This is a genomic window from Amycolatopsis jiangsuensis (assembly GCF_014204865.1).
Classification (GTDB): Bacteria; Actinomycetota; Actinomycetes; order Mycobacteriales; family Pseudonocardiaceae; genus Amycolatopsis; species Amycolatopsis jiangsuensis.
The window spans coordinates 7,714,443-7,727,462 of record NZ_JACHMG010000001.1 but is presented as its reverse complement, the minus strand read 5'-3'; the positions used below and the strand labels follow the sequence as shown (position 1 = coordinate 7,727,462).

Here is a 13,020-nt window from a genome sequence, read left to right as displayed (position 1 = left end):
GTGCGCATCGTGATTGCCGAGGACGACCCGTTGCTGCGTGAGGGGCTCGCCCTGCTGCTGCGCGCCGAGGCGCTCGACGTGGTCGCCACCGCCGGCACTGCCGACGGCGTGCTGTACGCCATCGAGGAGCACCGGCCCGACATCGCCATTCTCGACGTCCGGATGCCGCCTTCGCACACCGACGAGGGCATCCGCGCAGCCGTCGAGGCCCGGCGGCGCAGGCCCGAGCTGGCCGTGCTCGTCCTGTCCGCCTACGTCGAGCAGAGCTTCGCCACCGAACTGCTCGGCAGCGGGGCCGGCGGGCTCGGCTACCTGCTCAAGGAGCGGGTCGGCCGGGTCGAGGAGTTCCTGACGGCGCTGCGGCGGGTGGCCGCCGGCGGTACCGCCATCGATCCCGAGGTCGTCGCCCAGCTGTTCACCCGCTCCCGCCAGGACGACCGCCTGGAACGGCTCAGCCCGCGGGAACGGGACGTGCTCGCGCTGATGGCGCAGGGACTGGGCAACACCGCGATCGCCGAACGGCTCGTGGTCACCGACGGCGCCGTGCACAAGCACATCCGCAGCATTTTCGCCAAACTCGACCTGTCCCCCGCCGACCAGGTCGACCGGCGGGTGGCCGCCGTCCTGCGCTACCTCGAGAACGCCCGGCGCCGGAACTGAGCGCGAGACGGGCCGAGCCCGTGCGGGCAGCCCGTCGCGTGGCGAGAACCGTGGGGCACTACTTTCCGCGCACTCTCTCATTACCGCACCGCCATCGCTAAGTCAGCTGATTGACTTATCGTGGCTCCTCGGCCATGCTCGGGCGCAGAGGCCACAGGCGAGGAGGAGTCCGCGATGACCCGGAGTGACATCGAGCAGCCGCCGCGTTTCCCGTTCGAAGCGGCGGGCGCGCTGGACGCACCGGCGGAATGGGCCGAGTTCCGGGAACGCTGCCCGGTCGGGAAGGTGGTGCTGGCCAGTGGCGACGAGGCCGCGCTGATCACCCGCTACCAGGACGTGAAGGCGGTGCTGTCCGATCCGCGGTTCACCCGGCCCACGCCGGGCGACGACGCGGCCCGGGTCGCCGACACCGAGAGCGGCGGAGTGTTCAACAGCGACATGGCCGCCGTGATCCCGCAGCACGGGCCCGCGCACCTGAACTGGCGCCGGACGATCGGGAAGTGGTTCACCGCCAAGCGGATGAACGCGTTGCGGCCGGCGATCGCCGCGATGGCCGAGCAGCTGATCGACGAGATGACCGCCGCGGGCGCACCGGCGGACCTCAAGGCCGGCCTCGCGTTTCCGCTGCCGGTGTGGGTGATCTGCGATCTGCTCGGCGTCCCGGACACCGACCGGGACCTGTTCGCGCACTGGTCCGACGTGATGCTCAGCATGACCCGCTACACCCAGCAAGAGTTCGACGCCGCGCAGGCGGAGTTCGGCCGGTACCTGGGCGGGCACCTCGCGGTCAAGCGCGCCGACCCGGGCGAGGACCTGCTCAGCGCGCTGCTCTCGGAAACCGACGCGGACGGCGAACCCTGGTCCGACGCGCTGCTCGCCGCCACCGGCATCGGGTTGCTCATCGCCGGGCACGAGACCACCGCGAACATGATCGCCAAAATGGTGGCGATGCTGCTCGTCGACCGCACCCGGTGGGAGGCGCTGCTCGCCGACCCGGCGCTGGTGCGCACCGCGGTCGAGGAATCGCTGCGCCTCGACGCCAACGCGGGCGTCGGCATGTCGCGGTACCTCACCGAGGACCTCGAGGTCGGTGACGCGGTGCTGCCGAGCGGCACCACCGCGATGTGCAGTATGGCCGCGGCCAACCGGGACGAGCGCGCGTTCGGCGGCGCCGCCGAGATGGACCTGCGCCGCAGCCCGAACCCGCATCTCGCGTTCGGCGCCGGCGCGCACGCCTGTCTCGGCCAGCCGCTGGCGCGCACCGAACTGCAGGTGACGCTGGAGGTTCTGCTGCGCAAGCTGCCGGGACTCGAACTCGCCGTGCCGGAGACCGGGCTGCGCCGGGTCGAAGGCCTCGCGGTCGGCGGATTGCGGGAACTGCCGGTGCGCTGGTGACGACTGTGCCAAGGAAGGAACGAGGATGAAGGTCACTGTGGACGAAGACCGGTGCTGCGGCGCCGGAACGTGTGTGCTGCTCGCGCCGGAGGTGTTCGACCAGCGCGAGGAGGACGGCATCGTGCTCCTGCTGGACGAGCAGCCGGGCGAGGACAACCATGCACTGGTGCGCGAGGCCGCCAGCGTGTGCCCCGGAGCGGCGATCACGGTGGCCGGAGAGGCGTGAACGGCACGGATCCGGTCTCCGGCGGAGACCGGATCCGTACTTGGTTCAGGCACGCACGCTGAGGTTCCGCCAGCTCGCGGTACCTGACTGGGCGCGGACGCCGATCGCGCCGTGCGTGGCCGCGCAGCCCGGATCGGTGTGCGTGAAGTGCGCCTGCTCCGGTGAATCCGGGCGAGTGCCGGTCACGGTGAAGGTGCAGCCCTTCGCCTGGACAGAAACGTGGTACCAGGCACCGGTGGCCAGCCCGCCGGGGATCGGCGCCGAGGCCAGTTCGGTCCAGGAACCGTTCTCCCGGCCGAGGAACAGCCGCGAAGCGGTGGCGCCGACGTAGTAGCCGTGGAGCGCGTCGGCGCCAATGCCAGGATCCGTCGCGCGCACCACGAACCCGGCCTGCGTGCCTTGGTCGATGCGGACGTCGCCGGTGAGCGTGTAGTCACCCCACCCGGTCGAACCGGCGAGTGACTTGTTTCCCCCGTCGCCGCCGCAGGTTTCGGACAGCACACCGTCCGAAGTGGACCAGCAGCCACCGTAGTCGATCCAGCCGGACCGGCTTCCGCCGAACGTCGCCGGCAGCGCGGCGACCGAACCCACGGCAGTGCCCTCCATACAGCCGCTCGCGCCGGACGCGGTCGCCGTGGTGTAACGCACGCGTTCGCCGTCGGGGCTCAGCAGCAGGTCCGGGCTGTAGCTGGTGCTGCAGTTCGAGGCGGTACGCGGCTGAAACGGCGCCGGCATCCACGACCACGGGCCCTTGGCGCCGCTGGTGCTGACGAAGATCGCCTGCCGGTCCTCCGGGGTGAACGCGTTGTCCGCGGCGTAGCGGGTGCGCATGCCAGTGAGCAGCAACCGGCCACCGCCGGCCGGGCTCCACACGAGATACGGGCTGCTGCCGAGATAGCGCCCGTCGGTGGTGACCGCCTCGGTGCCCAGATCCGACGGACCGGCACCCCACGTCTGACCGCCGTCGGATGAGGTCTTCACGTGCGCCTCGCAGTTGCGCCCGTCGCCGCAGATCTCATACGCCATCGCGATCGTGCCATCGGGCAGCTTGGCCAGCGTCGGCATACCCGGACGGTCGGTCGGCGAGGTGCTCTGCACGTCGATGACCCGGCCGGGGGCGAAGTTCGTCGAGCCGTCGGGGTGGGCGCTCCAGGTGACTCCGCCGTCCTCGGACACGATGTGCGCGAGCACCTGCGCGTGCTCGGGTTCGGTGCGCTCGTCGGAGAAGTACAGGGCCAGCCGGCCCGCACCGTCCACGATCACGAACGGCTCCCACACACCGGAACCGCCGTGTGGTGCGCCGACACTGCCGCCCCCGGTCTGGATCACCGACTGGAACTGCCAGGTGGCGCCGTGGTCGGTACTGCGCCACGACACGAAATCGGTGCGTTTCTTGGTGCTCGGTGCGACATTGCCGAACAGCAGCAGGGTGCCCGCGGGAAACGCACCCATCGCGGTGGGCAGTTCGAACAGGAACGGCTGCCACATCTGGTCGGACGGGTGGTCCGGACCGGTCAGCGGATCGCCGAGGGTGGTCTTCGTCGTCCACGTCGCACCGTCGTCCGTGGACTCCCGCAGCACGAACTCGGCCGGCGCACCGTCCTTTCGCGCGTGCTCGAAGCTGCCCAGCAGTGTTCCGTCGCGGGAACCGCTGTGCTGTAACCGGATCACCCGCGCGTACGCGAGCAACTCGGCGTCCGAGGACCGGGTGTACATGCTGTCGCCGCGGCCATTGGCCGAGGCGACCGGCGGGGCGAACGCCCCGAACAGCAGTGTGGCGAACAAGAGCAGCAGTACGCGTGAGCTTCGCATCCGTGTCCCTTTCCCAGTCCTGCAACGGAAACGCACCGGTTACTCAGGTTATCGCTCGGGCGTGTCGAGCCCCAGCAGCTCCGCGGCCACCGAACGGGCCGGGCGTGCGGTGATCTCGCGCAGTACCGCCGGATCGGCCTTCGGCTCACGGGCGGCGGTGAGCAGGCCGTTGGTCTCCTGCTCGGTGTCGGTCAGCTGCGTGTAGCAGAATCCGGCCACTGCGGCGCAGTCGAGCAGCGCGGTGGTGAGGTCGCGGTAGCGCTCGACCAGGTCGTCGGCGGAGGCCGCGGTGCTGTAGTTGTACCAAAGCTCGTCGCCCGGCGCGTAGCTCACACCGCCGTACTCGCTGAGCATGATCGGCTGCCCGTCCCGGCGCACGTCGCCGAGATGCAGCCGGCGACCGCCGGGCCGGATCGTGCGCAGGACGTCGTTGATCGCCGCCGGGTCGGCGTAACGCCGGCGCAGCACGTCCCCGGCCGGCGCGTAGTCGTGCACGGTCCAGATGTCGCTGCTGACGTGCTCCCAGCCGTCGTTGGAGATCACCGGACGGCTGGGGTCGAGCGCACGGGTGAGCCGGTACAACGCGGCCACGTAGTCCTGCTGGTCCCGCCGGGTGGCCACTTCGGACACTCCCCAGCTCTCGTTGACCGGTACCCAGGTGACGATCGAGGGATGACTCGCGTCGCGCTCGAGCACCTCGGTCCACTCGCGACTGAACCGGTCGATCGCGGACGGCGAGAAGGCGAAGCTGCTCGGCATCTCCCCCCACACCGCGAGGCCGAGCCGGTCGCACCAGTACAGGAAGCGGGAGTCCTCGACTTTCTGGTGGATGCGCACGCCGTTGAAGCCGAGCGACTTGATCAGCTCGACCTCCTCACGCAGCGCTTCGCCGCTGGGCGCGGTGAGCTGGCTCTGGGGCCAGTAGCCTTGCTCCAGCACCATCCGCAGGAAGTAGGGACGCCCGTTGAGCAGGAAATGCCCATCCGAGGTCCCGACCTCGCGGAGTCCGAAGTAGCTGCGCACGGAGTCGGCACCGGCGCCCTCGCTGAGCAGGGTGATCTCGGCGTCGACCAGCGCCGGATGCTCGGGGCTCCACAACAGCCGGCCGCCGCTCCGGCTGTCCCGTGCGGCGGGAATCGCGATCCGCTCGGTGAGCTCGCCACCTTCGGGCAGCCGGAACGTGCTGTCCGCCAACGTTTCCTCGCCGAGCCGGAGCACGACGCGGACTGCCGCGCTCTCGTTCCGCTTCACTCGCGCGCGCAGTCGCAGCGCGACGCTGCCGTCCGGCACGTCCGGGGTCCAGCGGAGGGCTTCGATGTGCCGGGCCGGCACGGTCTCCAGCCACACCGGCTGCCAGATCCCGCTGGTGCGGTGGTACCAGATGTCCGTGGGCGCGTCGTCGGAGTGCTGTTTGCCGCGCGGCTGCGTCGGATCACGCGGCTCGTCCTCGGCACGCACGACGACGACCTGGTCCTCGTCCGCGGGACGCAGCGCGGCGGTGATGTCGGCGTGGAAGCCGACGTGCCCGCCCTCGTGCGTGGTCACGACGTGGCCGTTGACCCAGACGGTGGCGCGGTAGTCGACCGCGCCGAAGTGCAGCAGGACCCGCTCCCCCGGCTTCGCCGCGACGCGGAACTCCCTGCGATACCACAGGATCGGGTGCTCCCCGCGATCACCGATCCCGCTCGCGGGGGACTCCGGCGGGAAGGGCACCGTGATGGTCCGGGAGAAGGCGTCCCGGCCCCGCCACCAGTGCCCGTCGCGGCCCTCGTCGGTGTCGTCGTAGCCGAACTCCCACTGTCCACACAGGTCGGTCCAGTGCTCGCGGACGAGCTGCGGGCGGGGGTGCACCGGGTCAGTCACAGGGAACCTTTCGTCGTCCGGGCGGGTGCGGAGCTTTCCCGCACCATGAGTTCATAGCCGACCTCGGTGCGCACGGGCTTGCGCCCCGGGCGGCCCTCGGAGTCGATCCGATCGGCCAGCAGCGCCACCGCCTGCCGGGCGATCTCGGGCTTGTCGGGCGAGACCGACGTCAGCGAAGGAACGCCGTAACGCCCCTCCTCGGTGTCGTCGAAGCCGGCGATCGCCAGGTCCTCGGGCACCCGGACGCCGGCCTCGTGAGCCGCCCGCAGCGCACCGAGCGCGAGCATGTCGCTGAAGCAGAAGACCGCGTCGGGCGGCTCGGGCAACGCGAGCAGCTGCCGCATCGCCTCGGCCCCTTCGGTGGGGGAAAACTGGGTGGCCGGCGCCATCAGCTCGGGCAGCTCCGGCGCACCGGCCGACCGCACGGCCTCCTGGTACCCGCGCATCCGCAGGTGCGCGGTGGCCGATGCGGGACCGCGCTGCGCCCCGATCGCCGCGACCCGCTTCCGCCCGGTCGCCAGCAGGTGCGCGGTGGCCTCCCGGGCCGCGGCGACGTTGTCGATCAGCACGTGGTCGAAGGTGTGCGCGTAGTCCCGCTCCCCCAGCAGCACCACCGGCACCCGGCCCGGCTTGCCCGAGAGGTCCGCCTGGCTCAGCGCGAGCGGGCTGAGGATCACCCCGTCGATCAGGGTGGATCCGAGACCGCGCGCCATCGCCAGCTCGGCACTGCGCTCACCGCCGGTGACCTCGATCAGCACCGTCATCGCGTGCCGCCGGGCCTGGGCGATCACGGCGGTGGCGAGCTCGGCGAAGTACCGCGCGGCCAGGTCGGGGACCGCGAGCGCGATCACGCCGGTCCGGCCGGAGCGCAGCTGCCGGGCGGACAGGTTCGGCCGGTAGCCGAGCTCGTCGATCACCGCCTGCACGCGCAGCCGCGTCTCGGGGGCCACCCGGTCGAAATCGTTGACCACATTGGACACGGTCTTGATCGAAACCCCGGCCCGCGAGGCGACGTCCTGCAACGTGACTCGTCCACCCACGAGCCGGACATTACAACGTTGTACAGCATTCTCGCAATGCAACCACCTGGTACATAACTCAGTCCATGGTCGAGGGTTGACTATCAGCACGGTACGGCTTACAACGTTGTAATCGGTGGCGCCCGCCACCCCGCTCCCCCGGTTGGAGGCAGCACGCATGCCCGCACGCAGCACCGACGCCGCGGACGGCCCGGCCACCGGCGCGCCGCCCATGCGGCGCGTGGTCGTCGCCAGTTTCCTCGGCGCGACCTTCGAATGGTTCGACTTCGGCCTCTACGGCACCTCGGCCGCGATCGTGTTCAACAAGGAGTTCTTCCCGACGATGACCCCGCTGGTCGGAACGCTGCTGGCGTTCGCGACCGCGGCCGTGGGCTATCTGGCCCGGCCGATCGGCGGGCTCATTTTCGGCCACTTCGGCGATCGCCTCGGCCGCAAGTCGATGCTCACCACCACGATGCTGATCATGGGCGTCTCGACCGTCCTCATCGGCGCGCTCCCGACCTACGGCACGATCGGCGTCACCGCCACGTTCCTGCTCGTCGGGCTCCGCGTGCTGCAGGGCATCGGGCTCGGCGGGGAGTACGCCGGTGCCGCGCTGAACACGCTGGAATCCGCGCCCGAGGGCCGGCGCGGGTTCTTCGGCAGCCTGCCCCAGGTGGGCAACCCGGCCGGCGGGCTGCTGGCCACCCTGCTGGTGGCCGCGTGCGCCACCATGCCCGAGGACCAGTATCTGCTCTGGGGCTGGCGCATCCCGTTCCTGCTCAGCGCGGTACTGCTGGTGTTCGGCCTGTACTTCCGGCTGCGACTGACCGAGCCGAAGGAGTTCGCCGAGGTCAAGCGCGCCGGTAAACAGGCGAAGGTGCCGGTTCTGGAACTGCTGCGCACCTGCCCGCGCAACTTCTTCCTGGCACTGGGCGCACGGGCCGTCGACGCGGTGGCAGGCAACGTGTTCGGCGGACTCGCCATCGCCTACGGCGTGACGGTGATCGGCGTGGACCGCGACGTGGTGCTCTTCGCCAGCGCCGCGGCGGCCGCGGTCGAGATCGCCTACGTGCCGTTCATCGGCCGCCTCGCGAACCGCGTGAGCCGCAAGCGGATCTACCTCTTCGGGGTCGCGCTGATCGCGGTGATGTCGTACCCGTTCTTCCTGGGTATCGGCAGCGGGAACGCGGTGCTGATCGTCCTGGTGATGATCGCCAGCCTATCGTTCGCCAGTGGGACCGAGTTCGCGGTGCAGAGCACGCTGCTGGCCGAGGTGTTCCCGGTGCATCTGCGCTACACCGCGATCTCGCTGGTCTACCAGCTCACCGCGACCCTCGGCGGGCTCAGCAACCTGGCCGCGGTGTCCATCCTGATCGCCATGGACGGCAGTCCGTGGCTCGTGGCCGGGCTGCTCGTCGTGATCGCCGCGATCGGCTTTTGGTGCACGGCGAAACTGCGGCCCGCGACCAGCCCGGCCACCGCAGCACTGCCCGCCACCACCCGAGCCCTACCTGGAGCAGCCGAATGACCGCGCGGAACATCGTCGTCGTCGTCAGCGACCAGCAGCGTGCCGATCTGTGTGCCCGCGGGGGTTTCCCGCTCGACACCACGCCGAACACCGACCGGCTGGCCGGCGAGGGGGTGTGGTTCGACCGCGCGTACACCACGTCTCCGCTGTGCTGTCCCGCGCGCACCAGCCTGCTGACCGGCCGCTACCCTGGTGCGCACGGCGTGCGGGAGAACCCCGCGATGGACCTGGCGCGCTTCGAACAGGACCTGCCCGGCCTGCTGCGGTCGGCGGGCTATTCCACCGCACTGGTCGGGAAGAACCACACCTACCTGACCGCCGACGACGTCGACTACTACGAGCCTTACTTGCACGGCGGCGCGCTCGGTCCGGTGAGCGAGGACGAGGCCCGGTTCGACCGGTGGCTGACCGAGTTGCGCCATCGCACACATCCCGAGCCGACGCCGTTCCCGGTGGAACTGCAGTGTCCACATCGGATCGTGACTTCCGCGCAGCGGTGGGTGGACAGCGTCGGCGACCAGCCGTTCTTCCTCCTGCTCTCGTTTCCCGAACCACACAACCCTTACCAGGTCCCGGAACCGTATTTCTCCCTGTTCCCGCCCGAATCGCTGCCGCCGGTCGCCACCGGTCCGCAGGACACCGCCGGTCGGTCGTTCCCGTGGCAGTACCTGCGCCGGCTCGAGGAAGCGGCGAATCCTTCGCTGGCCGAATCGATCCCTCGTGCCCGCGCCAACTACCTGGGCATGCTGCGGCTGATCGACGACCAGATCCAGCGGTTCACCGGATTCCTCGGGGAACGCGGGCTGCTGGAGGACACGCTGCTGGTCACCACGGCCGACCACGGCGACTTCGTGGGTGAGTACGGGTTGCTGCGCAAGGGACCTGAGGTGCCCGAGGTGCTCTGCCGGGTCCCGCTGACCATCCGCGGTCCGGGCGTCGTACCGCGGCCGGAGCCAAGTTCCGCGCACGTGTCCCTGGCCGACCTCCTGCCCACGCTTGCCGACGCCGTCGGGCTCGCGGTCCCGGACGGCGTGCAGGGCCGCAGTTTCTGGCCACTGCTCACCGGCGCTGTCGCGGACCCGGGCGAGTTCACCAGTGCCTACGTGGAACAGGGCATCGGCGGGCGCACCTACACCGCCGCCGACGTCCCCGATCCGATGCCCGGCCTCGGCGGGCCGGCTGACCTGTTCGACTTCGACGAGCTCAACGCGGTCACCCAGGGCGGTCACCGCCGGATGATCCGCCGCGGCGACTGGAAACTGGTCGTCGACGAGTCCGGTGCGGGCCAGCTGTATCACCTGGCCGAGGACCCGTTCGAGACCGAGAACCTGTGGTCCGCGCCCGAGCATTCGTCCACTCGCGACTCACTGCTCGTGGAACTCGTGCAGTGGCTGCTGCGCACGCAGGATCCGTTGCCCGTACCCGAACGCGGATATGCAAGAAAACACTGACCCCCACCGACTTGCCGTCGTGAGCGGCGTGGCCGGTGAGAACCGGCTGTTCGCCGCTCACGAGGGGAAGCGTCAGGCGGGGACGAACGTGCCACCGGCGCTGACCGCCACGTCCGCTCCGAACGCGGCGGCCGGGGTGTACGCGCCGGGCCTGCCCTCTCCGCGCGCGAGTCGTTGTGCCACTTCGGTGATGACGGCGGCGGTGTAGTCCATTCCGTCGTCGGCGCGGAGCCAGCCCTCGCGCACGGTCCCGTCGGGCCAGGTGACCACGGCGTGTCCCCAGGAGTGCCGGCGCGGCCGTGGCGAGGCCTTCATCTTCGCCTGAGCCATCTGACGAACCAGGAACCGGCGCAAAGGCAGGATCGAAAGGAGCGCACCGGCCACCGGGAGGACCGCGCGCACCACCGGAGAGGTCGGCGCCAGCGCGGACGTCGCGGTGACCGCCGGCGCCCCGCTCACCCGCTGCGCGGCGAACAGCTCGCCCGTCGCAGCGCCGGCGGATTTGGCGGTCTCACCGTCCGGCAGCGTGAGAGTCTTCGGGTCGGCACCGAGGCGGGTTTTCACCAGCCGGCCGTTCTCGTAGCGCAGCCCGCCGTTCCTCATCCCCTCGATCATCGACGACGCGAACGCCTCACCCACCACCCCTGCCTCCATGGCGACCGACGCCAGCGCGTCGACCCGGACGTGGTCGGGCACGGGACGGTCGGCGCACAGAGCCGCCACCACCGCTTCCGCGGCGAGCACGCCGAACCCGGCTCCGGTGACCAGCGTGCTGCCCGCGTCGACGGCCTCACCGTGCCGGTCGAGCACCTGCGGGACGGCGACCGGATCGGCGGCCAGATCCACGTAGTGACCGCCGGGCAGGACCGCGTCGGCGAACACGCGAGCCGTTTCGGCGTAATTCCCGATGAGGTTGACCACGACGGCCGGACGGCCGGCCCGAAGCGCGTCCGCGATCGCCTCCGTCCCGTCGGCGACGACGATCTTGTCCGCGTTTTCCCGGCCGGATCCGGCCTGCAGGGCGACCAGGGCCGCACGGCGCCTGCCGACCAGGACCGGATCGACGCCCTGCCGGGCCAGCCCCGCCACCACCGACCGGCCGATCCGCCCGGTCGCCCCCAGCACCCAGATCTCGCCGGACCGCGTGTGCTCCGCCATCCCGCGCCTCCTCCCACGATGTCTCACTGTGTCATCACCAACCGTAGCACAGGTGACGGCACAGTGAGACATCACTGGTAGCCTGACCGGGTGGCAAGGTGGGATCCGGGGACCGAACAGCGACTGACGCGAGCCGCGTTGGACCTGTTCAGCACCCATGGCTACGACGAGGTCACCATCACGCAGATCGCCGAGCGCGCCGGGATCACCCGCCGCTCCTACTTCCGCTACTTCCCGGACAAGCGCGAGGTGCTGTTCGCCCGCAGCGAGCAGCTACCGCCGGTGATGGCCGAGGCAGTGCGCGCGGTCGAAGCGGAGGCCGACCCGCTGTCCGCGGCCCTGCGCGCGATACGCGAAACCGGCGCCCTGCTGGTGACACGGATCGAGCGGACGGCCGAGCGACGCGCGGTGATCTCGGCCAGCGCGGAACTGCGGGAACGCGAGCGGACGAAGCTCGCCGCGGTCACCGCCGTGCTCGGCGAGGCGCTGCAGGATCGCGGCGCCTCGCCGGCAGAAGCCGAACTCGTGGCCCGGATCGCCGGGCTCGTGTTCGAGAACGCGTTCGCGCGATGGATCGACGCGGGCGGCCGGGACAGCTTCGCCGTGTGCGTGGACGAAGTCACCACGACCTTCCGCGAGGTGGTCGCGGGAATGCCGGACGAGTGACGGCTCAGGGCATCGGCACCGAGCCGTAGAACGGCTTGCAGACGTCCCCGTCGTGGTCGTTGGCGATCTCGATCAGCGTGCTGCCGTCCGTCGGTACGGCGAGCGTGGAGCTGTAGTTCGCGCACGGTTCGTTCTGCGGGTTCGCCACGGCCACCGGAGCCGCCACGGCACGCCAGGCGCCGACCCCGCCGTTGTCGTTGATCAGCACTGTGTTGCCGCTGCCCGGGTCGAGGTCGCCGTTCGCGTTCCGCAGTTGCTGCCCGACCACCGCCAGCCGCGTGGGTCCGGTGCCGGTGTCGATGCGGTTCACGGTCGGGGCATGCGCGAAGTACTGACCCGAGTCCGAGGCGAGCAGCTGCCCGAGATCGTCGGGCGGGCCCCAGTCGGCCCCGTCCGCCGACGTGCGGAAGTACGTGCCGCAGTCGTACTGGTCGCCGCTTCCGCAGATTTCGTAGACGAGGATGTAGCTTCCGTCCCCGAGCCGGCGCACCGTCGACATTCCCGGGCGCAGACCGGCATTCGCCGGCGCGACGGTCGGGGCAGGGGCGCTCCAGGTGACTCCGTCGGTGGAGAACGACTCGCGCAGCTGCTGGCTGTGCGCCGCATCGGTTTCGTCGGAGTAGTGGCAGACGAGCCGGCCACCCGCGTCCACCGACAGCTCGGGTTCCCAGATGCCCCGGTCGTTCTCCGCGGTGCGGCACACCGAAAGCGACTGCCAGGTACTGCCCTGGTCACGGCTCTGCCAGATGGGCACCGACATCCGCCGGTCGGCAGCGTCCGCGCCGACCGACGCCGCCCACAGCAGGGTTCCCTCGGGCAGATCGCCGACCGCGCTCGGCAGCTCGTACAGGGTCGAGCAGCAGAGCCCGCCCTGGGCCGCCGGATCACGGACGGTACCGACCTCGGTGAACGTCGCACCGTTGTCGGTACTGCGGTAGATCACCCCTTTGCCGCCCTGGTCGTCGAAATCGACCACACTCGCGATCAGGTTTCCGTTGGCATCGCCGGAATGTTCCAGCCGGATCAGCCGCGGGTACAACCCGGTCCCGTCCCGCAGCGGGGTGCGGTCGAGCGCGGCACCGGCCGGCGGGGCGCCGGTCACCAGCGCGATCAGCAGGAGAACAGCAGCGCCGCAGCGGGCGGCGAAAGTGGTGGCAGGCATCGGACGTCCTTTGCCGAAACCGGACCGGAATGGTCCGAACCACTTCGATGATCACCAGGGTCGCCTGCCCCGGCAAT

At 70.6% G+C, this 13,020-nt stretch carries 11 protein-coding genes; 6 read left to right on the top strand and 5 right to left on the bottom strand.

Annotated elements, in window-relative coordinates:
* The 3 genes from BJY18_RS34605 to BJY18_RS34595 all read left to right on the top strand — a co-directional run bounded on the left by BJY18_RS34605 (position 1) and on the right by BJY18_RS34595 (position 2,281).
* On the top strand, positions 1 to 660 hold the full coding sequence (locus tag BJY18_RS34605) for a response regulator transcription factor (RefSeq protein WP_184784038.1): 660 nt from the start codon (positions 1 to 3) through the stop codon (positions 658 to 660).
* Between the two features lie 174 nt (positions 661 to 834).
* Positions 835 to 2,055 (top strand): cytochrome P450, encoded by a 1,221-nt coding sequence (locus BJY18_RS34600; protein WP_184784037.1) that lies wholly within the window; start codon positions 835 to 837, stop codon positions 2,053 to 2,055.
* Between the two features lie 25 nt (positions 2,056 to 2,080).
* Positions 2,081 to 2,281, top strand: coding sequence for a ferredoxin (locus tag BJY18_RS34595; RefSeq protein ID WP_184784036.1), 201 nt, complete (start codon positions 2,081 to 2,083; stop codon positions 2,279 to 2,281).
* Between the two features lie 45 nt (positions 2,282 to 2,326).
* Here BJY18_RS34595 and BJY18_RS34590 read toward each other — a convergent pair whose 3' ends face one another.
* Genes BJY18_RS34590 through BJY18_RS34580 form a run of 3 tightly spaced genes read right to left on the bottom strand, consistent with a single transcriptional unit; the run spans position 2,327 to position 6,996 of the window.
* A complete protein-coding gene (locus BJY18_RS34590) occupies positions 2,327 to 4,093 on the bottom strand; it encodes a 3-keto-alpha-glucoside-1,2-lyase-like domain-containing protein (RefSeq protein WP_184784035.1) in 1,767 nt (588 codons plus the stop codon).
* A gap of 48 nt (positions 4,094 to 4,141) precedes the next feature.
* Complete coding sequence (locus tag BJY18_RS34585) at positions 4,142 to 5,956, bottom strand: glycoside hydrolase family 2 protein (protein WP_312874064.1); 1,815 nt, start codon at positions 5,954 to 5,956, stop codon at positions 4,142 to 4,144.
* The gene (locus BJY18_RS34580; RefSeq protein WP_312874063.1) at positions 5,953 to 6,996 is read right to left on the bottom strand and encodes a LacI family DNA-binding transcriptional regulator; all 1,044 of its coding nucleotides are present in this window, start codon (positions 6,994 to 6,996) and stop codon (positions 5,953 to 5,955) included. Before BJY18_RS34580 ends, BJY18_RS34585 begins: the two co-directional genes overlap by 4 nt.
* A gap of 157 nt (positions 6,997 to 7,153) precedes the next feature.
* Here BJY18_RS34580 and BJY18_RS34575 point away from each other — a divergent pair, with 157 nt between their 5' ends.
* Positions 7,154 to 8,506: an MFS transporter gene (locus BJY18_RS34575; protein ID WP_184784033.1), complete on the top strand. Its 1,353-nt coding sequence runs from the start codon at positions 7,154 to 7,156 to the stop codon at positions 8,504 to 8,506.
* Entirely contained in the window at positions 8,503 to 9,957 is a 1,455-nt protein-coding gene (locus BJY18_RS34570) for a sulfatase family protein (protein ID WP_184784032.1), read from the top strand. Before BJY18_RS34575 ends, BJY18_RS34570 begins: the two co-directional genes overlap by 4 nt.
* Before the next feature lie 72 nt (positions 9,958 to 10,029).
* Here the strand turns inward: BJY18_RS34570 and BJY18_RS34565 are convergent, their stop codons facing one another.
* Positions 10,030 to 11,115, bottom strand: a complete 1,086-nt coding sequence (locus tag BJY18_RS34565; RefSeq protein WP_184784031.1) for a saccharopine dehydrogenase family protein — start codon at positions 11,113 to 11,115, stop codon at positions 10,030 to 10,032.
* A 90-nt stretch (positions 11,116 to 11,205) separates the two neighbouring features.
* Here BJY18_RS34565 and BJY18_RS34560 point away from each other — a divergent pair, with 90 nt between their 5' ends.
* Positions 11,206 to 11,781 carry a TetR/AcrR family transcriptional regulator gene (locus BJY18_RS34560; RefSeq protein ID WP_184784030.1) on the top strand — a complete coding sequence of 192 codons (576 nt, stop codon included), beginning with the start codon at positions 11,206 to 11,208 and terminating at the stop codon, positions 11,779 to 11,781.
* Positions 11,782 to 11,785: 4 nt separating this feature from the next.
* Here BJY18_RS34560 and BJY18_RS34555 read toward each other — a convergent pair whose 3' ends face one another.
* Positions 11,786 to 12,943 (bottom strand): exo-alpha-sialidase, encoded by a 1,158-nt coding sequence (locus BJY18_RS34555; protein ID WP_184784029.1) that lies wholly within the window; start codon positions 12,941 to 12,943, stop codon positions 11,786 to 11,788.
* Positions 12,944 to 13,020 lie beyond the last annotated feature (77 nt).